General features: G+C 42.2%; 23 protein-coding genes. 17 read left to right on the top strand and 6 right to left on the bottom strand.

Going from position 1 to position 24,566, the window contains the following annotated elements; all coding sequences use genetic code 11:
• Positions 1 to 77: 77 nt before the first annotated feature.
• The 9 genes from D8805_RS03160 to dltD all read left to right on the top strand — a co-directional run bounded on the left by D8805_RS03160 (position 78) and on the right by dltD (position 8,814).
• A complete protein-coding gene (locus tag D8805_RS03160; protein ID WP_125415412.1) occupies positions 78 to 773 on the top strand; it encodes an AzlC family ABC transporter permease in 696 nt (231 codons plus the stop codon).
• Positions 763 to 1,086 (top strand): AzlD domain-containing protein, encoded by a 324-nt coding sequence (locus D8805_RS03165; protein WP_125415413.1) that lies wholly within the window; start codon positions 763 to 765, stop codon positions 1,084 to 1,086. The genes D8805_RS03160 and D8805_RS03165 overlap by 11 nt, the downstream gene beginning before the upstream one ends.
• Before the next feature lie 102 nt (positions 1,087 to 1,188).
• Positions 1,189 to 2,019: an amino acid ABC transporter substrate-binding protein gene (locus D8805_RS03170; RefSeq protein WP_125415414.1), complete on the top strand. Its 831-nt coding sequence runs from the start codon at positions 1,189 to 1,191 to the stop codon at positions 2,017 to 2,019.
• Positions 2,020 to 2,173: 154 nt separating this feature from the next.
• Positions 2,174 to 3,028 (top strand): MetQ/NlpA family ABC transporter substrate-binding protein, encoded by an 855-nt coding sequence (locus tag D8805_RS03175; RefSeq protein ID WP_125415415.1) that lies wholly within the window; start codon positions 2,174 to 2,176, stop codon positions 3,026 to 3,028.
• Positions 3,029 to 3,146: 118 nt separating this feature from the next.
• A complete protein-coding gene (locus D8805_RS03180) occupies positions 3,147 to 4,520 on the top strand; it encodes a M20 family metallopeptidase (RefSeq protein ID WP_125415416.1) in 1,374 nt (457 codons plus the stop codon).
• Positions 4,513 to 5,574, top strand: coding sequence for a methionine ABC transporter ATP-binding protein (locus D8805_RS03185; protein WP_125415417.1), 1,062 nt, complete (start codon positions 4,513 to 4,515; stop codon positions 5,572 to 5,574). The genes D8805_RS03180 and D8805_RS03185 overlap by 8 nt, the downstream gene beginning before the upstream one ends.
• Position 5,575: 1 nt before the next feature.
• Entirely contained in the window at positions 5,576 to 6,268 is a 693-nt protein-coding gene (locus D8805_RS03190) for a methionine ABC transporter permease (protein WP_061418498.1), read from the top strand.
• 171 nt (positions 6,269 to 6,439) lie between these two features.
• The gene (dltB, locus tag D8805_RS03195; protein WP_125415418.1) at positions 6,440 to 7,594 is read left to right on the top strand and encodes a D-alanyl-lipoteichoic acid biosynthesis protein DltB; all 1,155 of its coding nucleotides are present in this window, start codon (positions 6,440 to 6,442) and stop codon (positions 7,592 to 7,594) included.
• A 47-nt stretch (positions 7,595 to 7,641) separates the two neighbouring features.
• A complete protein-coding gene (gene dltD / locus D8805_RS03200; RefSeq protein WP_125415419.1) occupies positions 7,642 to 8,814 on the top strand; it encodes a D-alanyl-lipoteichoic acid biosynthesis protein DltD in 1,173 nt (390 codons plus the stop codon).
• A gap of 174 nt (positions 8,815 to 8,988) precedes the next feature.
• Here the strand turns inward: dltD and D8805_RS03205 are convergent, their stop codons facing one another.
• Entirely contained in the window at positions 8,989 to 9,558 is a 570-nt protein-coding gene (locus tag D8805_RS03205; RefSeq protein WP_125415420.1) for an MptD family putative ECF transporter S component, read from the bottom strand.
• 133 nt (positions 9,559 to 9,691) lie between these two features.
• Between D8805_RS03205 and D8805_RS03210 the strand changes: the two genes are divergently transcribed.
• From D8805_RS03210 to nrdI, 5 genes are all read left to right on the top strand, one after another.
• Positions 9,692 to 10,306 (top strand): YesL family protein, encoded by a 615-nt coding sequence (locus tag D8805_RS03210; protein WP_000514454.1) that lies wholly within the window; start codon positions 9,692 to 9,694, stop codon positions 10,304 to 10,306.
• Positions 10,284 to 11,954, top strand: coding sequence for a sensor histidine kinase (locus D8805_RS03215; protein WP_125415546.1), 1,671 nt, complete (start codon positions 10,284 to 10,286; stop codon positions 11,952 to 11,954). The genes D8805_RS03210 and D8805_RS03215 overlap by 23 nt, the downstream gene beginning before the upstream one ends.
• Positions 11,955 to 11,966: 12 nt before the next feature.
• The gene (locus D8805_RS03220) at positions 11,967 to 13,253 is read left to right on the top strand and encodes a response regulator transcription factor (RefSeq protein WP_125415421.1); all 1,287 of its coding nucleotides are present in this window, start codon (positions 11,967 to 11,969) and stop codon (positions 13,251 to 13,253) included.
• 60 nt (positions 13,254 to 13,313) lie between these two features.
• Positions 13,314 to 13,847 (top strand): ABC transporter permease, encoded by a 534-nt coding sequence (locus D8805_RS03225; RefSeq protein WP_125415422.1) that lies wholly within the window; start codon positions 13,314 to 13,316, stop codon positions 13,845 to 13,847.
• Between the two features lie 75 nt (positions 13,848 to 13,922).
• Positions 13,923 to 14,393, top strand: a complete 471-nt coding sequence (gene nrdI / locus D8805_RS03230; RefSeq protein ID WP_125415423.1) for a class Ib ribonucleoside-diphosphate reductase assembly flavoprotein NrdI — start codon at positions 13,923 to 13,925, stop codon at positions 14,391 to 14,393.
• An 84-nt stretch (positions 14,394 to 14,477) separates the two neighbouring features.
• Here nrdI and D8805_RS03235 read toward each other — a convergent pair whose 3' ends face one another.
• The 3 genes from D8805_RS03235 to argS all read right to left on the bottom strand — a co-directional run bounded on the left by D8805_RS03235 (position 14,478) and on the right by argS (position 18,187).
• Positions 14,478 to 15,740, bottom strand: coding sequence for an NRAMP family divalent metal transporter (locus D8805_RS03235; protein WP_125415424.1), 1,263 nt, complete (start codon positions 15,738 to 15,740; stop codon positions 14,478 to 14,480).
• A 195-nt stretch (positions 15,741 to 15,935) separates the two neighbouring features.
• Positions 15,936 to 16,181 carry a MarR family transcriptional regulator gene (locus tag D8805_RS03240; protein WP_125415425.1) on the bottom strand — a complete coding sequence of 82 codons (246 nt, stop codon included), beginning with the start codon at positions 16,179 to 16,181 and terminating at the stop codon, positions 15,936 to 15,938.
• Positions 16,182 to 16,498: 317 nt separating this feature from the next.
• Positions 16,499 to 18,187 (bottom strand): arginine--tRNA ligase, encoded by a 1,689-nt coding sequence (gene argS, locus D8805_RS03245; RefSeq protein ID WP_038804662.1) that lies wholly within the window; start codon positions 18,185 to 18,187, stop codon positions 16,499 to 16,501.
• A 147-nt stretch (positions 18,188 to 18,334) separates the two neighbouring features.
• Between argS and argR the strand changes: the two genes are divergently transcribed.
• Both argR and mutS read left to right on the top strand, forming a co-directional pair.
• The gene (gene argR, locus D8805_RS03250) at positions 18,335 to 18,781 is read left to right on the top strand and encodes an arginine repressor (protein ID WP_061418468.1); all 447 of its coding nucleotides are present in this window, start codon (positions 18,335 to 18,337) and stop codon (positions 18,779 to 18,781) included.
• Positions 18,782 to 18,831: 50 nt separating this feature from the next.
• Positions 18,832 to 21,366, top strand: coding sequence for a DNA mismatch repair protein MutS (gene mutS / locus D8805_RS03255; protein WP_125415426.1), 2,535 nt, complete (start codon positions 18,832 to 18,834; stop codon positions 21,364 to 21,366).
• Between the two features lie 40 nt (positions 21,367 to 21,406).
• On the opposite strand, the gene D8805_RS03260 is transcribed toward mutS, so the two are convergent.
• Both D8805_RS03260 and D8805_RS03265 read right to left on the bottom strand, forming a co-directional pair.
• Entirely contained in the window at positions 21,407 to 21,865 is a 459-nt protein-coding gene (locus D8805_RS03260) for a DUF3021 domain-containing protein (RefSeq protein ID WP_125415427.1), read from the bottom strand.
• The gene (locus D8805_RS03265; protein WP_125415428.1) at positions 21,862 to 22,302 is read right to left on the bottom strand and encodes a LytTR family DNA-binding domain-containing protein; all 441 of its coding nucleotides are present in this window, start codon (positions 22,300 to 22,302) and stop codon (positions 21,862 to 21,864) included. The genes D8805_RS03260 and D8805_RS03265 overlap by 4 nt, the downstream gene beginning before the upstream one ends.
• Positions 22,303 to 22,510: 208 nt before the next feature.
• Here D8805_RS03265 and mutL point away from each other — a divergent pair, with 208 nt between their 5' ends.
• Positions 22,511 to 24,460, top strand: coding sequence for a DNA mismatch repair endonuclease MutL (gene mutL, locus D8805_RS03275; RefSeq protein ID WP_125415429.1), 1,950 nt, complete (start codon positions 22,511 to 22,513; stop codon positions 24,458 to 24,460).
• Positions 24,461 to 24,566 lie beyond the last annotated feature (106 nt).

Below are 24,566 nucleotides of genomic sequence, written 5' to 3' on the forward strand. Positions count from 1 at the left end.
CTTTGAATGTGTTATAATATTCCTTGCTGTGGCTGTGACCTTGAACAGCCTCAAACGAAGAGAATAAGAGGAGAGAGATGAAAGAAAAAGGATTTTGGGAAGGTGCACAGGCGGCCATGCCGACTGCCCTTGGCTATGTCAGCATTGGCCTGGCTTGTGGGATTATCGGTGCGCCCTATGTGACACCTGTTGAGATGGGCTTGATGAGCCTCTTTGTTTATGCTGGGAGCGCCCAGTTTGCCATGTTGGCACTGATTGCGGTCCAAGCGCCTGTGGCAGCAATTGCTATGACGGTCTTCTTGATCAACTTGCGCCTCTTTTTGCTAAGCTTGCATGCGTCGACCTATTTCCGTCATACTAGTCTCTGGCAAAACATAGGCATGTCCAGTCTCTTGACAGATGAAACCTATGGGGTTTTGATGGGAGAATTAGCCCATACAGACAAGGTCCATCCCATGTGGATGCACGGGAATAATCTCAATAGTTATGTAGCCTGGTTTATTGGGACAGTTGCGGGGACAGCTTTAGGTGGGCTTCTTCCAAATCCTGAGGTCTTTGGATTAGACTTTGCCCTTGTTGGGATGTTTATCGGGATTTTTACTTCGCAATTTCAGATTATGCAAAGACGGGTTCCTGTCCGGAATCTGCTGCTGATTCTAGTAGTTGTTGCAGTGTCCTTCTTTTTGCTCTTGACAGTAGTGTCTCAGTCGCTAGCTGTTCTGTTTGCGACCTTGCTAGGTTGTACCATGGGGGTGGTCTTAGATGGTCAGTAAGTATATTTTAATGGCAATCGTCTTTTCTGGATTAGTGACTTGGATTCCCCGTATGATTCCCTTCATCTTGGTTAAGTACAAGGGGTTGCCAGCTATCGTTGAGCGGTTTTTGAAGTTCTTGCCTGTTTCCATTATCTTTGCCTTGATCCTTTCAAGCGTAGTGAGCGGAAAGGTTGGGAGTCTTCCCCAGATCAAATGGCTGGACTTTTTAGCAGTCTTTCCAACGGCATTGGTAGCCTTTCGCTACCGCAATCTAGTGGGAACGGTTCTTTTTGGGGTGGTCTTGATTGCAGTCTTACGTCTGGTCTTTTAATCAGCCATAAGAAAAACCTATCACCGAGATAGGTATCATATAATGGCGAAAAAAATTTTTTTCTGTTAAGATAGTACAGTATTCTATTTTGGAGGAAATGACATGAAAAAAATCGTCAAATATTCATCTCTTGCTGCTCTAGGATTTGTTGCTGCAGGTGTACTAGCAGCTTGCTCAGGTGGTGCTAAGAAAGAGGGAGAAGCAGCTAGCAAGAAAGAAATTATCGTAGCAACAAATGCTTCACCAAAACCATTCAACTATGAAGAAAATGGCGAATTGACTGGTTATGAAATTGAAGTGGTTCGCGCTATCTTTAAAGACTCTGACAAGTATGATGTCAAGTTTGAGAAGACAGAGTGGTCAGGAGTCTTTGCAGGCCTTGACGCTGACCGTTACCAAATGGCTGTTAACAACATCAGCTACACTAAAGAACGTGCAGAAAAATACCTTTATGCAGCCCCAACTGCTAAGAACCCTAACGTCCTTGTAGTGAAAAAAGACGACTCTAGCATCAAATCACTTGATGATATCGGTGGAAAATCAACAGAAGTTGTTCAAGGAACAACAACAGCTAAACAACTGGAAGACTATAACAAACAACACGCAGACAACCCAACGGTTCTTAACTACACCAAGGCTGATTTCCAACAAATCATGTCTCGTTTGAGCGATGGTCAATTTGACTACAAGATTTTTGATAAAATCGGTGTTGAAACAGTGATCAAGAACCAAGGTTTGGACAACTTGAAAGTGATTGAGCTTCCAAGCGACCAACAACCTTACGTATACCCACTTCTTGCTAAAGGCCAAGATGAGTTGAAATCATTTGTAGACAAACGTATCCAAGAACTCTACAAAGATGGAACTCTTGAAAAGTTGTCTAAACAATTCTTCGGAGACACTTACCTTCCAGCAGAAGCTGACATTAAATAGTCTTATGAAATCATCCAGTCTGAGAAAGGCGGATGATTTCTCAATTTTCAGACATATAGTTTTAAACTATATGTCTGCCTATCTATTAACAATTTGCGAAATCAAATAAAGTATGAGATACTATTACGGTATTATTTTTAAAGGAGATAGAATCATGAAAATCAAAAAATGGCTCAGTGTAGCAGCTCTTGCTACAGTCGCAGGTTTGGCTCTTGCAGCTTGCGGAAATTCAGAAAAGAAAGCAGATAACGAAACAGTTGTTAAAATTGCAACAGTTAACCGCAGTGGTTCTGAAGAAAAACGTTGGGATAAAATCCAAGAATTGGTTAAAAAAGATGGTATTAAATTGGAATTCACAGAGTTCACTGACTACTCTCAACCAAACAAGGCAACTGCTGATGGTGAAGTAGACTTGAACGCCTTCCAACACTACAACTTCTTGAACAACTGGAACAAAGAAAACGGGAAAGACCTTGTAGCGATTGCAGATACGTACATCTCACCAATCCGCCTTTACTCAGGTAAAAATGGGGAAGAAAACAAGTACACCAAAGTGGAAGAAATCCCAGATAAGGGTGAAATCGCTGTGCCAAACGATGCAACAAACGAAAGCCGTGCGCTTTACTTGCTTCAATCAGCTGGTTTGATTAAATTGGATGTTTCAGGAACTGAACTTGCTACTATCGCAAACATCAAAGAAAATCCAAAGAACTTGAAGATTACTGAATTGGACGCTAGCCAAACAGCTCGTTCATTGTCATCAGTTGATGCTGCTGTTGTAAACAATACCTTCGTTACAGAAGCAAAATTGGACTACAAGAAAGCACTCTTCAAAGAACAAGCTGACGAAAACTCAAAACAATGGTACAACATCATCGTTGCGAAAAAAGATTGGGAATCATCACCTAAAGCGGATGCCATCAAGAAAATTATCGCAGCTTACCACACTGATGAAGTGAAAAAGGTTATCGAAGAAACATCAGACGGTTTGGACCAACCAGTTTGGTAATAAGACACAGGGAGGTGGGAGAGAGTTTCCACCTCTTGCTTTTGTATAGAGAGTTGATTTTAAAGAGGCACTTGTGGTCGTTCCAAGGACACAAGTACATAGTAGAAAGAGAGAGAAAATGGTTTTTCCTAGCGAACAAGAGCAGATTGAAAAATTTGAAAAGGATCATGTGGCCCAGCATTATTTTGAAGTCTTGCGCACTTTAATTTCCAAGAAATCAGTCTTTGCTCAGCAAGTTGGACTCAAGGAGGTCGCAAACTATCTGGGTGAGATTTTCAAGCGTGTAGGGGCTGAAGTGGAGATTGATGAGAGCTACACGGCTCCCTTTGTCATGGCGCATTTCAAGAGTTCGCGTCCAGATGCCAAGACCTTGATCTTCTATAACCACTATGACACCGTGCCAGCGGACGGAGATCAGATCTGGACAGAGGATCCCTTTACACTTTCTGTGCGAAATGGCTTTATGTATGGGCGGGGAGTTGACGACGACAAGGGCCATATCACGGCTCGTTTGAGTGCTCTGAGAAAGTATATGCAGCACCACGATGATCTGCCGGTCAACATCAGCTTTATCATGGAAGGGGCAGAGGAGTCTGCTTCTATGGATTTAGACAAGTATTTAGAGAAACACGCAGACAAACTCCGTGGAGCAGATTTGCTAGTTTGGGAGCAAGGAACCAAAAATGCCTTGGAGCAGTTAGAGATTTCTGGTGGAAACAAAGGGATTGTGACTTTTGATGCAAAGGTGAAAAGTGCGGATGTGGATATCCACTCGAGTTATGGTGGTGTCGTGGAGTCAGCACCGTGGTATCTTATCCAGGCCTTAAGTAGTCTGCGAGCTGCTGATGGACGTATCTTGGTAGAAGGCTTGTACGAAGATGTTCAAGAGCCAAATGAACGAGAACTAGCCTTGGTAGATACCTACGCCCAACGCAATCCTGAGGAAATTAGTCGCATTTATGGCTTGGAATTGCCTCTCTTACAAGAGGATCGTGCAGCCTTTCTAAAACGGTTCTTTTTCGAGCCAGCCCTTAATATCGAAGGGATTCAGTCAGGTTATCAAGGGCAAGGGGTTAAAACGATTTTGCCAGCAGAAGCCAGTGCTAAGCTTGAGGTTCGTTTGGTTCCTGGCCTAGAACCGCATGATGTTCTGGAAAAAATTAGGAAACAGCTAGACAAAAATGGCTTTGATAAGGTAGAATTATACTATACCTTGGGAGAGATGAGCTATCGAAGCGATATGAGCGCACCAGCCATTCTCAATGTGATTGAGTTGGCTAAGAAATTCTATCCGCAGGGCGTATCAGTCTTGCCAACAACAGCGGGAACAGGACCGATGCATACGGTCTTTGACGCCCTGGAAGTGCCAATGGTGGCCTTCGGTCTAGGAAATGCCAATAGCCGAGACCACGGTGGAGATGAAAACGTGCGAATCGCCGATTACTACACCCATATTGAATTAGTAGAGGAGCTGATTAGAAGCTATGAGTAGAGATATTATCAAGTTAGATCAGATTGATGTGACTTTTCATCAGAAGAAGAGAACCATCACAGCGGTCAAGGATGTGACCATTCACATCCAAGAAGGGGATATCTACGGAATCGTTGGGTATTCTGGAGCGGGAAAATCAACCCTTGTACGGGTGATTAACCTCTTGCAAAAGCCATCTGCAGGAAAAATTACCATTGACGATGATGTGATTTTTGATGGCAAGGTGACCTTGACGGCAGAGAAGTTGCGTCGTAAACGTCAGGATATCGGGATGATTTTCCAGCATTTCAACCTGATGAGTCAAAAGACAGCAGAGGAGAATGTAGCCTTTGCCCTTAAACATTCTGGACTCAGCAAGGAAGAAAAGAAGGCTAAAGTAGCTAAGTTGTTGGATTTGGTTGGCTTGGCGGATCGTGCTGAAAACTACCCTTCACAACTATCAGGAGGGCAAAAACAGCGTGTGGCCATTGCGCGTGCCTTGGCAAATGATCCGAAAATTTTGATTTCAGATGAGTCAACGTCTGCCCTTGACCCTAAGACAACCAAGCAGATTTTGGCCTTGTTGCAAGATTTGAACCAAAAATTAGGCTTGACTGTTGTTTTGATTACGCATGAAATGCAGATTGTCAAAGACATCGCCAATCGTGTGGCAGTTATGCAGGATGGGCATTTGATTGAAGAGGGCAGTGTTCTTGAAATCTTCTCAGATCCTAAACAACCTTTGACCCAAGACTTTATCTCAACTGCGACAGGTATTGATGAAGCCATGGTTAAGATTGAGAAGCAAGAAATCGTGGAGCATTTATCTGAGAACAGTATCTTAGTGCAGCTCAAGTATGCAGGGGCTTCGACAGACGAACCACTTTTGAATGAATTGTACAAGCATTACCAAGTAACGGCTAATATCCTTTATGGAAATATCGAGATCCTCGACGGCACTCCTGTTGGAGAATTGGTTGTGGTCTTGTCAGGTGAAAAAGCAGCGCTAGCAGGCGCTCAAGAAGCCATTCGTCAAGCAGGTGTACAGCTAAAAGTATTGAAGGGAGGACAGTAAGATGGAATCATTGATTCAAACCTATTTACCAAATGTCTATAAAATGGGCTGGGCTGGTCAAGCAGGCTGGGGAACAGCCATCTACTTAACTCTTTATATGACAGTTCTTTCCTTCATCATCGGAGGGTTCTTGGGACTGGTAGCAGGTCTCTTCCTTGTCTTGACCGCACCAGGTGGTGTCTTGGAAAATAAGGTTGTCTTCTGGATTTTAGACAAGATTACCTCTATTTTCCGTGCGGTACCATTTATCATCCTTTTGGCGATCTTGTCTCCGCTTTCTCACTTGATTGTTAAGACTAGTATTGGGCCAAATGCAGCCCTTGTGCCACTTTCTTTTGCAGTCTTTGCCTTCTTTGCCCGTCAGGTGCAGGTTGTCTTGGCTGAGCTGGATGGCGGTGTCATTGAGGCGGCTCAAGCGAGCGGGGCGACATTCTGGGACATCGTGGGTGTTTATCTATCAGAAGGTCTTCCTGATTTGATTCGTGTGACGACTGTGACCTTGATTTCCCTTGTTGGGGAAACAGCTATGGCGGGTGCGGTTGGAGCAGGTGGTATTGGTAATGTAGCCATTGCTTATGGATTTAACCGTTTCAATCACGATGTAACAGTTCTAGCAACCATTATCATCATCTTGATTATCTTCACGATCCAGTTCTTGGGAGATTTCTTGACCAAGAAATTAAGTCATAAATAAAAAGAGCCGAAGGGCTCTTTTTTGTTCTAGGAAGCTGCCAACAGGGGCATTTAAAGTTTTTAAATTATGGTATAATAGATAAAGTTAACTCTCTTTGGTGATAGGATAGGAAAAAACTAGAAAGATAAACCTTGAAGCGAGATGAGAAAATGAAAAAGGAGTTCGGTTGATATGAATTATTTCGAGGGGAATGAGTTTTTCCTTCTCTTGTTTGTAGTTTTACTGATTGGTTTTGTAGTAAACTTTTTTGAAAAACGTAAAGACTACTATATTTTGGCGCTCTCCCTCTTATTTGCAGGAGCTATCTATGGTAAGAGTCGAGCGATGATTGTCTATTTGCTCGCCTTTGTCGTTTATCAATATTTTCTGGTTTTTCTAGCGCAGAGGATAGAGGCAAAGAGGCTGAAACCACTGGTTTTCCTTTCCATTCTTCCTTTGGTAATCAATAAAGTCTTTGCCCTGACTTCTCTGCATTTGTTGGCCTTTATTGGAATTTCCTACATGTCCTTTAAGACCATTCAGATCATGCTAGAAATATCGGATGGCTTAATCAAAGAAAAAATCAGTGTAAAAGATTATCTACAGTTTTTGCTCTTTTTCCCAACAGTTAGTGCTGGTCCGATTGATCGGAGTAGGAGATTTTTAAAAGAGATAAACGAGGTCATGTCCCGAAAAGAGTATCTAGAGTTAGCAGGGAACGGTGTGTATCGTATCGTTCTAGGCCTTCTTTACAAGGTTGTTTTATCAACCTATGTTTACCAGATGTTACTCGCTCTAAATAATACTGGCACAGTCGTTTACTCAATCAAGTATATGTACCTCTATACCTTGTATCTGTTTTTCGACTTTGCAGGCTATAGTCTAATGGCTGTTGGAAGTAGTAACATTCTAGGTATTCAGACACCGATGAACTTTAACAAACCTTTCTTGAGTGTCGATATCAAGGATTTTTGGACCAGATGGCATATCACCTTGTCGACCTGGTTGAGAGATTTTGTATTTTCAAGAGTATTGATGCAGGTTATCAGGAAAAAATGGTTCAAAAATAGACTATACAATGCAACCTATGCTTATATGGTCAATATGTTGGTCATGGGTTTTTGGCATGGTCTTAGTGTTAGCTATATTGTTTATGGTTTTTACCATGGTGTCTTGATGGCTGGATTTGAAGTGTATCAAAAGAAAAGCAATTTTTATAAGAAAAATAAAAACAAAAACTGGTATAAGCTACTAAGTTGGTTTGTGACCATGAATTTGGTTATGATTGGTTTCTTTATCTTTTCGGGCGAACCCTATAAAATCTTGCTTACGATTTTAAAGAGATAAGAGATTGAAAAGAAATCAGACAGATCGAAGGGATAGGATAAAACGAGATGATTAAATTAAAAGCATTTTTACTATCGCTTGTGCTCGTAATTGCGACGCTTGCCCTTTTAAATGTGACCTATGTCAAGAAGATTGATGATTATTATAAAGTCAAGGATAACAGTATTCGCTATAGCACCTCGTATGAAAAGTATAAAAGTAGAGACATTCTAACAAGCAATATCACTCCCAATACACTGGTTCTAATGGGTTCTTCAGAGTTGGTTGCGACGATAAATGAAGACTATCATCCAAATAAAATTTTTAACTACAACGATTTTAATATCATGCAGATTGGGACCAGTTATTCTCAAAACATCATTCAGGCTACGACCTTGGGCTCTATTGAAGGATCTATGACCAAGCGAAAAGTAGCTATAGTAGAGTCGGTTCAGTGGTTTGAAAAAGATGGGACCCATCAAGATGCCTTTTTGAACAAGGCTTCTCAGGAACATATTTTCCACATGCTAGATAATGACAAGATTAGTAAAGAAACGAAAGAAAAACTAATCAATCGCATTATCGAGATTACCAAGGGGAACAAGCAACAAAATGACATCTACAAAAAATACAAAAGTTATTTCATAGATGGAAAAGGAACCATTGTTGATAAAAAACTATTAGAGTTTGAGAACGCGATGTATTCCTTTAAGCTCAAACAGACTTTTTATCAAAAACATGCCAAATCAGATTATCCTTCACTAGGAGATAAAACTCCAGACTATGATTGGGAGAAAATGACGGATCAGTTTGTGGAAGAGGTCAAAAAGAAAACAGACAATAATGACTATGCTGTTGATAATAACTACTACAATACTTACTTAAAAGATCGCTATGCATCACTGAAAGATTCTAATAAAGATTTGAGTTACCTAGAGTCGCCAGAATATTCAGATATGGAACTTTTCTTGACAGTTGCCAAAGAATTGGGAATTGAAGTTGAGGTTATTATTTTCCCAGTAAACGGGAAATGGAATGACTACACTGGTGTCTCAAGAGAGATGCGTGAAGAAACTTACAAAAAAATAGAAGATGTCGCAAAAAGCCATGGTGCAACCGTATTAAACTATGGAAACAGAGAGTATGATGATTACTTTTTATTTGACGTGATGCACGTTGGAGTGAAAGGATGGATGGAAGTTGAAAAAGAACTTTACAAATTTGCAAACCAAGCTAACTAACACACATCGTTTAATCTTGTGGACACTATTTTTCTATACGGTTATCTTGAGCATCGTGATTTACTGTTTTGTGACCGATTTTTCGAACATTCAAGAATTTATCTATAGTGAATTCTAAGATTGTATACAAAAAGGCCCTGGAGATAGGCATTGCTAGTCTTCAGGGCCTTTACCTTATGTTTTATCAGCTATTTTTTGACTTAGAAACTGCCCAATCACAGCACCAACCAAGGCACCTAGAAGGATGCTTGCGACAAAGAGAAGGATTTTGTCTAACTCTGGAGCGACCATGATACGGTCAATGTATTCTTGGGATTTTCCACGCGCGAGTAAGGTAGCCGCGTAGGATTCTGGATTGATCCACATGAGGAGGATGGGACCACTTGTGCTAAAAGCAAAGACTAGGAAGGAGAGGGTGTTTTTGATTCGGTCTTTGTAGTTTCCGAGGCGAGCGATGGCATCTGCTACAAGACCGCAAGTGATAGCTGGTAGAAAGGCGCCAGCGCCGTGTTTACTAGCTAGGAAAAAAAATGCCATAAAGAGCCCGAGAGTGGTGATTGCACCAAAACGAGGAACCTTTGCTAAAAGAAGCATGTAGACGCTTCCCCCGACAAGGGCAGAAAAGGCAGGCGCGTAGAACATATTGCCCGTTGAATCCACCAAGTGTCCAAGTACTACTCCAGTTCCTAGACAGAGAAAGTAGAGGACGACGGCTAAGAGGGTAGTTAAGATATTTTTCTTCATGAGAATCTCCTTATATAAAACTGTCAAAATCAATTGTATCACGCTTTTAGAGGATTGTAAATGGGTGCTCTATGTTTTTGAAAACGTTTGAAATATGATATAATAGTTACATAGTTGTTTTAAGGAGGATATTATGGGAAAGTTTTTAGAATTCGTCTTTAATCGTTTCTTTTTAGGAATGATTGCGACGGCTTTTTTCTGGTTATTAACACTAGCAGGAGGTGTGGTCTTTGGTTTGGCACCAGCTAGTGCAACTCTTATGAGTTTATATGCGGAGCACGGTTATACTTATCGAGCTTATAGTTTGAAAGAAGCTTGGGAATTGTATAAGAGTAACTTTGTCAAGAGTAACCTAGCTTTCTATAGTTTTGTACTTGTAGATCTAGTCTTAGTCTATGGTTTGTACCTTTTGGTTCAATTGCCTCATCAGACTATCTTCCATCTCTTGGCAACCTTTCTCAATATCCTTGTTGTTGCCTTTGTTTTTTTGGCTTATACCGTTTCATTGAAACTCCAAGTTCACTATGAGCTCTCTTATCGAAATACTGTAAAACTCGCTCTTATCGGAATTTTTATGAATTTGCCGGCAATTGCCAAGGTTTTATTTGGTACGGTCATGCTTGTAGGAATTGGTTACTATATGCCTGCCCTCCTCTTTTTCGTAGGAATTGGTGTATGGCATTTCTTTATCAGTGATATGTTGGAACCCGTATATGAAAGTATCCATGAAAAATTGGCGACAAAATAAAATGAAGCCGTTCTGGCTCCACTCGCTCTTGCGCATCTATACCTTGGTGATGATTGTCATCATTGTAAGTTTTGCGGTCATGCTCTCCTATGCTGACTGGAGTTCCCGTGAAAAAGAAGCCCAGCGAGTAGCTCAACGTGTAACGACTCGAACAGTGAGTGAGATTGAATATTACCACAGGGAGTCGACTCAGCTAGCGCAGGAACTGGTTGAAAATCGAGCACGGATAGAGGGGATTTATAAGTATTTTAGTCTGAGTACATCGGATTATTTTTACTGGCTGTTGCAACGTAAAGCGTCTCCCTATGTCTCAGTATCTTTGTATGAAAACATTGATGATTTGTATGTAAGAAATGACTTTGTGACAGGTGTTGCAATTGTTTTGCAAGACTACAAGGAAGTCTACGTTTCTACTAGAGAGAAACGTAGCGGGGAGAAAATTCTTGCTGAGGATTTCAAACCAGCAGCCAATAGTTTTGCCATACCAGTACTCGATCCTAACTCCGATCAGTCTCTAGGTGTTATTTACATTTCTTTATCGCAAGATGTACTTTACCAAGCAATTGATAATACTCGCGGTCTGATTCCTGTGGCCGTGACGATCACCTCCCCTTTTGATACTGAATTGTTTCATATAGGGGAAAATGTAGTAGCTGAACGGGAAAATTGGATTGTTGGTTTGACATCACATGGCTATCAAGTCCAATCAGCAGTTCCTAAGGATTTTGTTCTTACTGGGATTTTAACTAGTTCCGCTGTCATTGTTGGTTTGAGTGTTCTCTTTATTATTATTTTATATGTGACCTTGAGGCAGACCTTCTCCAATTACCAAAGGCAGGTTGTGGATTTGGTAGAGTCTATCGAGGTGATTGCCCAAGGAGAAGAGGGACTTCGGATCGATACTTCTGAAAAAGATCAAGAATTGCTCCTCATTGCAGAAACAACCAATGATATGTTGGATCGACTGGAAAAAAATATCCATGATATCTATCAGCTGGAGCTCAGTCAGAAAGATGCCAATATGCGGGCCTTACAAGCTCAAATCAATCCTCACTTTATGTACAATACCTTAGAGTTTCTGCGCATGTATGCCGTCATGGAAAGCCAAGATGAACTGGCGGATATTATCTATGAATTTAGCAGTTTACTACGCAATAATATCTCCGACGAGCGGGAAACGACGCTGAAGCAAGAATTAGAATTTTGTCGCAAATACAGCTATCTCTGTATGGTGCGTTATCCAAAGTCAGTTGCCTATGGTTTTAAGATTGCACCCGAATTAGAAAATATGAGGATTCCCAAGTTTACGCTCCAACCATTGGTAGAAAACTACTTTGCTCACGGTATTGACCACCGCCGAACAGACAATGTGATCAGTATAAAGGTTTTGAAGGGCCAAGGTTTTGTTGAAATCTTAGTAGTAGACAATGGTCGCGGGATGACTGCTGAGAAACTAGCTAGCTTGCAAGAAAAACTAACTCAGATAAGTTTTGAGCACGAGGCAAGCTACAGCGGGGAGCGACAGTCAATCGGAATAGTCAATGTACACGAACGCTTTGTCCTCTATTTTGGGGATCGCTACCAAATCAGTGTCGAGTCAGCTGAGCAAGAAGGTGTTCGTTACCGTATTACTATTCAAAATGAATAGAAAGGAAGGGAAATGTATAAAGTTTTATTAGTAGACGACGAGTATATGGTGACAGAGGGGCTCAAGCGATTAATCCCCTTTGAAAAATGGGATATGCAAGTCGTCGCAACAGCTAATCACGCTGATGATGCTTTAGACTATGTCAAGGAAAATCCAGTAGATGTGATCATTTCCGATGTCAACATGCCAGATAAGACAGGGCTTGAGATGATTAAGGAAATGAAGGAGCTGCTTCCAGATACCTATTATATCTTGCTGTCAGGTTATCAGGAGTTTGAGTACGTCAAAAAAGCCATGAATCTTAGTGTCGTGGATTATCTGGTGAAGCCAGTGGATAAGGTGGAGTTGAGTCATCTATTAGAAAAAATTGCGCGACAGCTTCAAGAAAAGGTGGAGCAAAGCCAAACTCTCAGCCAAGAATTGGACGAAGAGGGCTTTATCAACTTCTTAGCGGGCAAAGACAGCTGGTGGATTGGTCTATCCAAGGAAAAGCAGGGCTCTTTTACCATTCCTTACTATGTTTTGGGACAAGACTGGCAGATTTTCATCTCTGATCAGCCACTAGATGGCATCGTAGTAACGCCTTTTGTAGCGCCCTACCAACAAGCCTTTGAAAAATGGAAGATCAACGCAGAAAAAGCCCTCTTTTACGGTTCTGTCAATCTAGAAAAATCCGAGAGTCTATTTGCTTATTATGAACCGATTTATCGCGTGATTATCCAAGGAAATATCAATCAAATCATCGAAGAATTAACCCTACTGGAGAAGGTTGTCTTAGAGAACACACCGCGCGTGGCTATCACCAAACAGCTCTTCACCCAGTTTGTCATGGATGTCTTCCACTTGTTTGAGCACTTAAAAGCGGATGATATGACCGAGATTGTCAAAGCTATTCATGCCATTAACACCTTTGAAGAATTGGTTGCCTATATCAAAGAAACCTTGACCAAGTTCTTTGGCCAGTACCGCATGAATGAAAATGTGGTGAGTGTTCTGGAGGTGATTGGGCGTGATTATCAGAAAGAGCTCTCACTTAAGGATATCAGCAAGGATCTCTTTATCAATCCTGTCTATCTCGGTCAGCTGATCAAGCGAGAAACCAACTCAACCTTTGCGGAATTGCTCAATAAACAGCGGATCAAGGCGGCGCAACAGCTCTTGCTTTCAACCAATGATAGTATTGAAGATGTTTGCTATGCTGTTGGTTACAGCAATGTTGGATATTTCTACAAGGTCTTCCGTAAATTGTGCGGAAAATCACCAAAAGCTTATCGCAAACAAGTCGAAAGTTCCCTGTAAAACTTGTATTTACATACAAAAAATGCTATAATGTTCAAAATACCTTAAGGAGGAAAAATTATGAAAAAGAAACCAATTTATCTTTGGGTTCTATTAGTCCTATCAGCATTGATTTCAGCTATGTCTTTGTTTGGAATACTAAGTCCAGTTCCTAGTAAAGAAACACTAGGTGCCAGTCAAGCTCAAGTTCAAGGTATTAGCGCCCAGCAACTGGAGGATACGATTAATTATCTACATAAGACAGCTGAATTATCGCATTCGACTGTTAACATCGTTTTGATTATTTTATCTGCGATTTTAGTAGTCGCAGGTATTGTGCTCTTGGTTCGTAATCATTTGCAATATGCAAATTATGCTTACATTGCTTATGTTTTGCTTGCCATTGTTGGTTCGATTTATACTTATATGGGTATGCAAGATGCTGTACAAGCCATCCGTGATGAAACTTTGCGACTAGGAACAGAAGTCCTTGGAAAGGGAACAACGATTTTATTTGTTGTTATCAATGTCCTCTTCCTTGCCATTGTCTTTTACAAGATGTGGCGTCAACAAAAAGAGTTGGTTGAGGAAGTCGAAACAGAAGAGGCTGCCTAAGTATTGACAAAAGGGAACTATCAAGTTACAATCTTGGTAGTTCTTTTAATATCAAAATAAAATATCGAGGTCAATATGAAAAAAATATCCTTAGTTTATATCAGTTTGAGCGGGAATACAGAGAGTTTTGTAACTCGACTTAAGGACTATCTCTTGTCCCAGTACGAAGGGATTGAGGTCCAAAAGATCCATATCAAGGATCTAGTCAAGGAAGGTCAAGAATTCTTTGAGATGGATCACCCTTATGTCGCCTTTTTACCAACTTATCTAGAAGGTGGAAATGGTGTCGATAACGGCGATGTTGAGATTTTAACGACTCCAGTGGGTGATTTTATCGCCTATGGGAACAATGCCAGTAAGTGTTTTGGGGTAGTTGGATCTGGTAATCGCAATTTTAATAACCAATACTGTCTGACTGCCAAGCAGTACAGCCAGCGCTTTGGTTTCCCTGTATTGGCTGACTTTGAAATGAGAGGAATGCTGGGAGATATTAAAAAGGTCGCAGCGATTATCGCGGACTTATATGGATTGGACTCGGAAAGTTAGAATCGTTCAAGTAGGCAGTTAGGTTTTCTCAACTGCCTTTTGAATGCAGAAAAAGCACCCCAGACGAGGGTGCTGCTTTGTGAACTATCCTGCTTTTCCGATGGCAAGTGCATAGATAAAGAAGATGGCAAATCCAAAGAGGAAGATCAATCCTGCAATGGCGAGGAGTTTCAACCAAGAAGGAAGATTTTTATTTTCACCTGTGACCAAGACATAGTTCAAAAGGGCAAAGAATGGTGTTGTAAGAAAAGATCCAATCATGGCAAAGCGGAGCATGGTTGAAACTTGACCGGCAAAGAACTTGATGATGACGATACCGATGATAGCTGTGATGGTCATCCAGATGTTCAAAGATTTACGATTATCCTCTTTTTGATTTGCCAAGAGTTGAAGGGATGCCTGATTGACACGAGAGTAACCATCAATAACGGTGATAACTGTTCCAAAAATACAAAGAAAGGCGATAAAGGTGATCAAATAACGAGACCATTCTCCAAGAACAGAGGCATACATACCCACGAATTGAGAGATGTATTTGGCTGAAGCGGCTTCAACTGCCTGTCCTGTAGGATATTGAATAAGTGCTCCTAGTGCCACGAAGAATACAGCTAGGATAGCAGTTCCAATGTAACCAACGTTAAAGTCGAAAAGAGCGTCCGCTGTATTAAAGTTGACGGTCTTTTTCTTTTCAGCAGACCAGAGTGAGTTGATGGCTGAAATTTCAATAGGGGCAGGCATCCATCCTAAGAGGGAAACGATGAAAGGGAGCGCCGCCATTTGCCAAGGTGTCTTCTCGATAAAATCAGAGCTGTATTCTGGGTGCTTAACGGCAGCAATGATGACGGCAAGAACAGTTGCAATAGTCAAGGCAGACATGATCCATTTCGCCATACCGTCCAATAGTTTGTAGCCCCCAAAGAGCAACATAGCCCAAATGACCGCAACAAGGATAAGGGACCATTGAGTGATGCTAAGACCAATCATTGGAAAGGCGCTAGCGATGATGGCTGAGCAAAGGATAGCGACTCCAGCTGTATTGACCATAGCAGAAAAGACATTGAGAATAAAGAAAATCCAGAGATAGAGTTTCCCTTTTTCGGCATAACCTTCGACCAAGGTTTTACCAGTGTCTGCTGTGTATTCAGCACCAAAACGGAAAAATGGATATTTAAAAACATTGGCTAAGATGACCAAGAGAAGCAGCGACCATCCATAAGAACCACCGGCTTGAGTGGAGGATACGATGTGAGAACCTCCGACTGCAGCGGAAGCCATTAGGATCCCGGGTCCCATTGCTTTTAGCTTGCTTGTCCAGGTAGACTGGTGTGATGAAGTAACTTGTGACATAAAAACCTCCTGTTTTTGAATTTTCAGAATAATCTGAATAGGTAGCTACTATTCTACAAAAAACTTATGAAAAATGCAAGAGAATTTTTGAAAAATTTAGAAAATTTCAGAAAAATCATATGAAAGATATGATTATCACAAGGAAATGGTATTGATGAGAGTAAAAAATCCGAGAAGAAAGCTTCTCGGATTCCCTTATTTCAGTTGCTCAGTGATTTCCTTAGAAAGCAGGAGTCCCAAACGGTAACCTTTATTGATGTAGTCAATCACATCATTGATATATTCCGTTGTTTGGATCCTTTCGCGTATGTCTGTTTTGAAAGCTTCGTCCCTCAGAAGCTGTTCCTGAAGGAGTTGTTGAAGTTTTTCTTTTTCGTATTTATTGATGAGAAAAAGAACGACAAGGCTAATGACAACTAAGATATAAGCATACTGGCTCATAAAATCTCTCCTGGTTTGATAAAAAAGTTGATGGCATAAGAAAGGCGAAAGAAATTTTCGCTTTTCAACTAAGTGATTAGACTAGCGGAACAGGTATCTGATAGATTAAGTCAGACGGTCTGGACCTTTAACTGAAAAGTTCGTCCAATTCTAATGAAGACTAGTAAAGCGCCTAGCCAAATCACCATAGTTACGACGTCATGGCCTCTAAATCGATTATATTTAGGGGTCATGACTAGTGAAGCAGTTAGCTAGTCCGCATATAAGCGGCTAGCGTCTAACAATTAGGAACTTTAGTTCCAATTGTTAGTACGGAATCACATCTTCTCTGGTGCTTCTACTCCAAGCAAACGAAGGGCCTCTTTGAGAACAACAGCTGTTGCGTAGCTGAGGGCTAGGCGACTGTCGCGCTCTGGACTTTCATCCAAGATACGAGTGTGAGCATAGTATTTGTTGAAAGCTTGAGCCAAGCTGATTGCATACTTGGCAATGAGCGATGGATCATAGTTAACAGATGCGCGTTTGATGACACGGGCAAAGTCTTGGAGAAGTTTGATAATTTCCCAGCTTTCAGCATCATTTAGACTGTAATTTGCTTGAGCATTTGGTTGGAAGTCTGCTTTTCTAAGTAGAGACTGAATACGAGCGTAAGCGTATTGGATGTATGGACCAGTTTCTCCTTCAAAGGAAACCATAGCTTCGAGGTCAAAGTCGTAACCATTTCGGCGGTCAGTCTTGAGGTCGTAGAATTTAACAGCTCCCACTCCGACAGCTTGGGCAACCTGTTCCTTGTTTTCGAGGTCAGGATTTTTCGCTTCGATTTGTGCTTTGGCACGGCTGATAGCTTCCTGAAGGGTAGGTTCGAGCAGGATGATATTTCCTTTACGAGTAGAGAGTTTTTGACGATTCTTGGTTACCAAACCGAAGTCTACGTGAATCATATCATCGCTCCAGTCAAATCCCATTTTTTTCAAGACGGCTTTTAACTGTTTAAAGTGGTTAGACTGCTCTTGACCAACTGCGTAGACATTTTTAACAAAATTGTAAGTACGTGCACGGTAGATAGCTGTCGCAATGTCACGTGTGATGTAGAGGGTTGCACCGTCAGATTTCTTAATCATAGCGGGTGGAAGTTCAACATCATCGAGGTTGACAATGCTAGCGCCGCGTGATTCTTCTAGCAAACCTTTTTCTTCAAGGATTTGCACGGCTTCGTCCATCTTGTCATTATAGAAGGCCTCCCCGTTTAAGCTGTCAAATTCAACGTTCAACAGTTTGTAAATGCGGTTGAACTCAACCAAACTTTCGTCACGGAACCACTGCCAAAGTTGAGTTGCTTCTGGATCGCCATCTTCCAATTTTTTAAACCAGAGACGTCCTTCATCATCAAGAGCTGGATCATTTTCGATTTCAGCATTGATGCGAACGTACAATTTTAACAATTCGTCAATTGGATTAGCTTCTACGGCTTCCTTACTCCCCCATTTTTTATAAGCAACCATGAGAAGACCAAACTGTTTACCCCAGTCTCCAAGGTGGTTGATTTTAATAGTGTTGTAGCCCATTTTCTTAAAGATATTAGAAAGAGCATCTCCGATAACAGTTGAACGTAAGTGACCTACTGAGAAAGGTTTTGCGATGTTTGGACTTGATAGGTCAATCGTGATATTTTGCTCTTTGCCTTCCGTTTGTTGAGCGTAGTCAGATCCTTTTTCGATGATCTCTTTGATAACTGCTCCAGAAATGGCAGCTTTATCAAGGAAGAAGTTGACGTAAGGGCCAGTTGCAACAACTTTTTCAAAGGCTTGGCTGTTGATTTTTTCAGCGATTTCAGCAGCAATCATTTGAGGTGCCTTGCGTTCGACTTTTGCAAGTGAGAAAGCAGGGAAAGCGATATCTCCCATGTCAGAGTTTTTTGGTTGTTCTAGTAAATTTAAAATAGCCTCTTGATCTAGGCTATCGATGACGCTAGCCAATTCACTAGCAATCAGTTTTTTTGTGCTCATAAGTAGGCTCCTTTTGGACTTTTATTCTATTTTATCATAAATTTAGTGAAAGAAGAAAGATTTTTTTGAATTATTCAGTTTTTTTGGTATAATTATATCTAAAAATAAACCCGAAATCGGTTATAAATATTCATGTAAGAGGTTGATATGAGAAAAAAAGAACGACACCAGTTGATTAAAAAGATGATCACTGAGGAAAAACTAGCTACACAAAAGGATATCCAAGATCGCCTAGAAGTTCGGAATGTCTTTGTGACGCAAACGACCTTGTCTCGCGACCTGCGCGAGATCGGCTTGATCAAGGTTAAGAAAAATGGTATGGTATATTATGTGCTAGCGAATGAAACAGAAAAGATTGATTTGGTAGAGTTTTTGTCGCATCATCTAGAAGGGGTTGCGAGAGCAGAGTTTACTTTGGTACTTCATACCAAGTTGGGAGAAGCAGCTGTCTTAGCAAATATTGTTGATGAAAATAAGGACGAGGCGATTTTAGGAACAGTTGCGGGAGCCAACACCTTACTGGTTATTTGTCGAGACCAGCATGTTGCCAAGCTCATGGAAGAGCGTTTGCTAGATTTGATGAAGGATGAATAGGGTTTTGGGACTTGTTCCCAAGCCTTATTTTTGACAAGGAGAGAGCCAATATGACGACAGAAAAACTATCACCTGGTATGCAGCAGTATGTGGATATTAAAAAGCAATATCCAGATGCTTTTTTGCTCTTTCGGATGGGTGATTTTTATGAGCTGTTTTACGAAGATGCGGTCAATGCGGCACAGATTTTAGAGATTTCACTGACCAGTCGTAATAAAAATGCAGAGAATCCGATACCCATGGCTGGTGTTCCCTATCACTCTGCCCAGCAGTATATTGATGTTTTGATTGAGCAGGGCTATAAGGTGGCTATTGCCGAGCAGATGGAGGATCCCAAACAAGCGGTTGGGGTTGTCAAGCGAGAGGTGGTTCAGGTCATCACCCCCGGTACAGTGGTTGATAGTAGTAAGCCCGATAGTCAGAACAATTTCTTGGTTGCCATAGATCGTGATGGCAATCAATTTGGTCTGGCTTATATGGATCTGGTGACGGGTGACTTTTATGTGACAGGTCTATTAGATTTTACGCTGGTTTGTGGGGAAATCCGTAACCTAAAGGCGCGAGAAGTAGTTCTAGGTTATGACTTGCCTGAGGAAGAAGAACAAATTCTAAGTCGTCAGATGAATCTGGTGATTTCCTATGAGAAAGAAGGTTTTGAGGACATCCATTTATTGGATTCACGACTGGCAGCTGTGGAGCAAGCGGCAGCTAGTAAGCTACTCCAGTATGTTCATCGGACCCAGATGCGGGAATTGAACCACCTCAAACCAGTTATCCGCTATGAAATCAAAGATTTCTTGCAGATGGACTATGCGACCAAGGCTAGTCTGGATTTGGTTGAGAATGCCCGTTCAGGCAAGAAGCAAGGCAGTCTTTTCTGGCTTTTAGATGAAACCAAAACAGCTATGGGAATGCGGCTCTTGCGTTCTTGGATTCATCGTCCTTTGATTGATAAGGAGCGAATCGTCCAACGTCAAGATGTGGTGCAGGTCTTCCTTGACCACTTCTTTGAGCGTAGTGATTTGACAGACAGCCTCAAGGGTGTTTATGATATCGAACGCTTGGCTAGTCGGGTTTCTTTTGGTAAGACCAATCCCAAGGATCTTTTGCAATTGGCGACCACCTTGTCTAGTGTACCACGGATTCGTGCGATTTTAGAAGGCATGGAGCAACCTGCCCTAGCCTATCTCATCACACAGTTGGATGCCATCCCTGAGTTGGAGAGTTTGATTAGCGCAGCGATTTCTCCTGAAGCTCCTCATGTGATTACGGAAGGCGGCATTATCCGTACGGGATTTGATGAGACCTTGGATAAATACCGTCGAGTGCTCAGAGAAGGGACTAGTTGGATTGCTGAGATTGAGGATAAGGAGAGAGAAAACTCAGGCATCAGCACGCTTAAGATTGACTACAATAAAAAGGACGGTTACTATTTCCATGTGACCAATTCGCAACTGGGAAATGTGCCAGCCCACTTTTTCCGCAAGGCAACGCTGAAAAACTCAGAACGCTTTGGTACTGAAGAATTAGCCCGTATCGAGGGGGATATGCTGGAGGCACGTGAGAAGTCAGCCAACCTAGAATATGAAATTTTTATGCGTATCCGTGAGGAAGTCAGCAAGTACATCCAGCGTTTGCAGGCTCTAGCCCAAGGAATTGCGACAGTTGATGTCCTGCAAAGTCTGGCAGTTGTGGCTGAAACCCAGCATTTGATCCGACCGGAGTTCGGAGACGATTCACAAATTGATATCCAGAAAGGGCGCCATGCTGTCGTTGAAAAGGTCATGGGAGCGCAGACCTACATTCCAAACAGTATCCAGATGGCAGAAGATACCAGTATTCAGCTAATCACAGGGCCCAACATGAGTGGGAAGTCAACCTACATGCGCCAGTTAGCCATGACTGCGGTTATGGCCCAGCTGGGCTCGTATGTGCCGGCTGAGAGCGCCCATTTGCCTATTTTCGATGCGATCTTTACCCGTATCGGAGCAGCAGATGACTTGGTTTCAGGTCAATCAACCTTTATGGTGGAGATGATGGAGGCCAACAATGCCATTTCGCATGCGACTAAGGACTCACTCATTCTCTTTGATGAATTGGGACGCGGAACTGCAACTTATGACGGGATGGCTCTTGCTCAGTCCATCATCGAATACATTCATGAACATATCGGAGCTAAAACCCTCTTTGCGACCCACTACCATGAGTTGACCAGTCTGGAGTCCAGCCTGGAACACTTGGTCAATGTTCATGTGGCAACCTTGGAGCAGGATGGGCAGGTTACCTTCCTTCACAAGATTGAACCAGGACCAGCTGACAAATCCTACGGTATCCACGTTGCTAAGATTGCTGGTTTACCAGCAGAACTGTTAGCAAGGGCGGATAAGATTTTGACACAACTGGAGAGTCAAGGGGGAGAAAGTCCAAGTCTGATGAGGCAAACAAGTGCCGTCAGTGAACAGATTTCTCTCTTTGATACACCTGAAGAGCATCCTATCCTAGCAGAATTAGCTGAACTGGATGTTTACAACATGACGCCTATGCAGGCTATGAATGTCTTAGTCGAGTTCAAGCAAAAATTATAAAAAGAGCCCACTCACATTTTTGTGAGTGGGATTTTCTCTATTACTTTTTATGGGCCAAGAGTTGATTGATGTGGTCTACTTTTTTAGCTTCTCTTTTATAGAGAATAGCCCAGATGATGAGGTAGACAATCGCAAACTCTGGAATGAGCTGGAGATAGAAGGTCCAGTGGAAGGGGACCCAACCAGCCAGAGTTGCTAGTGGAACAAAGCCAGCCAGCATGAGGAAGAAATGGGAAAGTGTGGCACGGAGCAAGCTCCAATCACGGCTGAATAAGCGACTGCCAAAGCTAAAGAGAACGCCGATAGCTGACCAGATAAATGTGCAGTAGAGCAAAACCAGGGCACCGTGAACCTGATGTTGAGCCATCGCTTGGCCGATGAGAGAGTCGGGACTTAATGGGGTGTATGTACTTGGTGCATAAATGAGTGAAAAGAGGATAGAGAGGATGAGGCCGATGAGGACGCCAGCAGCTGCGTCGTGAAATACTTGTTTTTTCATAGTTCTAATTTCTCCTTGATGGTTTTTAGGTAACGGCGTGAAGAGTAGGTGAAGCTTTCGTTTTTCAAGAAAATTTCAACCAGACCGTTGGGCGTGAGCTTGAGATGAGAGATGGAATCGATATTGATGATTTCTGATTGGGAAATTTGGATAAAAGTGGTCGGCAGAATTTCAAGAACCTGATAGAGTCGCAAATCAATGCTGTAGGTCTGAGATGCAGTTTCTGCTAGAACCTTTCGATTCTCTATATAGAAGCGCTGAATCTTGCCAATTTCAACTAGATAGACCTGATCATCAATCTTTCCTTTGATTGTTTCTTTTTGGTCCAGATTTTCAGCGAACTCGATGACTTTCTGGACTTTTTCGGTCGGCTGAGGAGCTTGGACAATCAGCTTTTCCTCCTCGTAAATCTCCTTAATCTGTACTTCTACTTTCATAAACTTCCCTCCTTTTCAGTTATACAAGCTTGTGATCACTTCCTGTACACCTTTATTAAACACTATTTTACGCCCTCTGGCAAGGGACTTTGTCTATGTGGAGAGATTTGGAGTCTATGTGGTATTTGCTTTTTCTAGTAGTATCTGAAATATGGTATAATAGCACTAATCAATTTCTAGGAAAATAGATACAGAAAGGGGCTGAAAAATGTCTCATATTATTGAATTGCCAGAGGTGTTGGCAAACCAGATAGCGGCAGGAGAGGTCATTGAGCGTCCTGCCAGTGTGGTCAAAGAGTTGGTAGAAAATGCCATTGACGCTGGCTCTAGCCAGATTATCATTGAGATTGAAGAAGCTGGTCTCAAGAAAATCCAAATCACCGATAATGGCCATGGAATTGTCCACGATGAGGTGGAATTGGCTTTGCGTCGTCATGCGACTAGTAAGATAAAAAATCAAGCAGATCTTTTTCGGATTCGGACGCTTGGTTTTCGTGGTGAAGCCCTGCCTTCTATCGCTTCTGTTAGTGTTCTGACTCTGTTAACGGCGGTAGATGGTGCTAGTCATGGAACCAAGTTAGTCGCGCGTGGGGGAGAAGTTGAGGAAGTCATTCCAGCGACTAGTCCAGTGGGAACCAAGGTTTGTGTGGAGGATCTCTTTTTCAACACGCCAGCCCGTCTCAAGTATATGAAGAGCCAGCAAGCGGAGTTGTCTCATATCATTGATATTGTCAACCGTCTGGGCTTGGCCCATCCTGAGATTTCCTTCAGTTTGATTAGTGATGGCAAGGAGATGACGCGGACAGCAGGGACTGGTCAACTGCGTCAAGCCATCGCAGGAATTTATGGTTTGGCGAGTGCCAAGAAGATGATTGCCATTGAGAACTCTGACCTAGATTTCGAAATTTCAGGCTTTGTGTCATTGCCTGAGTTGACTCGGGCCAACCGCAACTATATCAGTCTCTTCATCAATGGCCGTTATATCAAGAACTTCCTGCTCAATCGTGCGATTCTTGACGGTTACGGAAGCAAGCTTATGGTGGGCCGTTTTCCACTGGCTGTCATTCACATCCATATCGACCCTTATCTGGCTGATGTCAATGTCCATCCAACCAAACAAGAAGTGCGGATTTCCAAGGAAAAAGAACTGATGGCGTTAGTCTCAGAAGCTATTTCTAACAGTCTCAAAGAGCAAGCCTTGATCCCTGATGCCTTGGAAAATCTTGCCAAGTCGACCGTGCGCAATCGTCAAAAGGTGGAGCAGACTATTCTCCCACTCAGAGAAAATACGCTCTACTATGAAAAGACTGAGCCTACAAGACCCAGCCAAGTTGAGGTGGCTGATCATCAGGTTGAATTAACTGAGGAAGGGAAAGATTTAACCTTGTTTGCCAAGGAAACCTTGGACCAGCTGACTAGACCAGCAAAACTGCATTTTGCAGAGAGAAAGCCTGTTAACTACGACCAACTAGACCATCCAGAGTTAGATCTTGCTAGCCTCGATAAGGCTTATGACAAGCTGGAGCGAGAAGAATCTTCCAGCTTCCCAGAGTTGGAATTTTTCGGGCAGATGCACGGGACCTATCTCTTTGCCCAAGGGCGAGATGGGCTCTACATCATAGACCAACACGCGGCTCAGGAACGAGTTAAGTACGAGGAATACCGTGAAAGCATCGGAAATGTTGACCAGAGCCAGCAGCAACTCCTAGTGCCCTACATCTTTGAATTTCCTGCAGATGATGCCCTGCGTCTCAAGGAAAGAATGGCACTTTTGGAGGAAGTGGGCGTCTTTCTAGCAGAGTACGGAGAAAATCAATTTATCCTACGTGAACATCCTATTTGGATGGCAGAGGAGGAAATCGAGTCTGGGATCTATGAAATGTGTGACATGCTGCTCCTGACCAAGGAAGTTTCTATCAAGAAATACCGAGCAGAGCTGGCTATCATGATGTCCTGCAAGCGATCTATCAAGGCCAACCATCGTATCGATGACCACTCAGCCAGACAGCTGCTTTATCAGCTTTCTCAATGTGACAATCCCTATAACTGTCCACACGGACGTCCTGTTTTGGTGCATTTCACTAAGTCAGATATGGAAAAGATGTTCCGTCGCATTCAGGAAAATCATACCAGTCTTCGTGAGTTGGGGAAATATTAAGAACACAAAAAGCCTTTGTTCCTTTTGAACAAGGCTTTTTAGTTTTTCTAAGGTGGGAACTTTGATTGGATATGGGCAACTTGACACGATGTTTACACTTGCTTGA

It is taken from the genome of Streptococcus oralis subsp. dentisani (genome assembly GCF_003944205.1).
Lineage (GTDB): Bacteria > Bacillota > Bacilli > Lactobacillales > Streptococcaceae > Streptococcus > Streptococcus oralis_BH.

Coding starts and splice junctions, on each gene's coding strand:
- nrdI (WP_125415423.1), top strand. CDS start 13,923: ATGAAAAAAATATCCTTAGTTTATATCAGTTTGAGCGGGAATACAGAG.
- D8805_RS03210 (WP_000514454.1), top strand. CDS start 9,692: ATGGGAAAGTTTTTAGAATTCGTCTTTAATCGTTTCTTTTTAGGAATG.
- D8805_RS03170 (WP_125415414.1), top strand. CDS start 1,189: ATGAAAAAAATCGTCAAATATTCATCTCTTGCTGCTCTAGGATTTGTT.
- D8805_RS03190 (WP_061418498.1), top strand. CDS start 5,576: ATGGAATCATTGATTCAAACCTATTTACCAAATGTCTATAAAATGGGC.
- D8805_RS03205 (WP_125415420.1), bottom strand. CDS start 9,558: ATGAAGAAAAATATCTTAACTACCCTCTTAGCCGTCGTCCTCTACTTT.
- D8805_RS03240 (WP_125415425.1), bottom strand. CDS start 16,181: ATGAGCCAGTATGCTTATATCTTAGTTGTCATTAGCCTTGTCGTTCTT.
- dltB (WP_125415418.1), top strand. CDS start 6,440: ATGAATTATTTCGAGGGGAATGAGTTTTTCCTTCTCTTGTTTGTAGTT.
- argS (WP_038804662.1), bottom strand. CDS start 18,187: ATGAGCACAAAAAAACTGATTGCTAGTGAATTGGCTAGCGTCATCGAT.
- D8805_RS03175 (WP_125415415.1), top strand. CDS start 2,174: ATGAAAATCAAAAAATGGCTCAGTGTAGCAGCTCTTGCTACAGTCGCA.
- D8805_RS03265 (WP_125415428.1), bottom strand. CDS start 22,302: ATGAAAGTAGAAGTACAGATTAAGGAGATTTACGAGGAGGAAAAGCTG.
- D8805_RS03160 (WP_125415412.1), top strand. CDS start 78: ATGAAAGAAAAAGGATTTTGGGAAGGTGCACAGGCGGCCATGCCGACT.
- D8805_RS03165 (WP_125415413.1), top strand. CDS start 763: ATGGTCAGTAAGTATATTTTAATGGCAATCGTCTTTTCTGGATTAGTG.
- D8805_RS03180 (WP_125415416.1), top strand. CDS start 3,147: ATGGTTTTTCCTAGCGAACAAGAGCAGATTGAAAAATTTGAAAAGGAT.
- D8805_RS03235 (WP_125415424.1), bottom strand. CDS start 15,740: ATGTCACAAGTTACTTCATCACACCAGTCTACCTGGACAAGCAAGCTA.
- dltD (WP_125415419.1), top strand. CDS start 7,642: ATGATTAAATTAAAAGCATTTTTACTATCGCTTGTGCTCGTAATTGCG.
- D8805_RS03215 (WP_125415546.1), top strand. CDS start 10,284: ATGAAAAATTGGCGACAAAATAAAATGAAGCCGTTCTGGCTCCACTCG.
- D8805_RS03260 (WP_125415427.1), bottom strand. CDS start 21,865: ATGAAAAAACAAGTATTTCACGACGCAGCTGCTGGCGTCCTCATCGGC.
- argR (WP_061418468.1), top strand. CDS start 18,335: ATGAGAAAAAAAGAACGACACCAGTTGATTAAAAAGATGATCACTGAG.
- D8805_RS03225 (WP_125415422.1), top strand. CDS start 13,314: ATGAAAAAGAAACCAATTTATCTTTGGGTTCTATTAGTCCTATCAGCA.
- mutL (WP_125415429.1), top strand. CDS start 22,511: ATGTCTCATATTATTGAATTGCCAGAGGTGTTGGCAAACCAGATAGCG.
- D8805_RS03185 (WP_125415417.1), top strand. CDS start 4,513: ATGAGTAGAGATATTATCAAGTTAGATCAGATTGATGTGACTTTTCAT.
- mutS (WP_125415426.1), top strand. CDS start 18,832: ATGACGACAGAAAAACTATCACCTGGTATGCAGCAGTATGTGGATATT.
- D8805_RS03220 (WP_125415421.1), top strand. CDS start 11,967: ATGTATAAAGTTTTATTAGTAGACGACGAGTATATGGTGACAGAGGGG.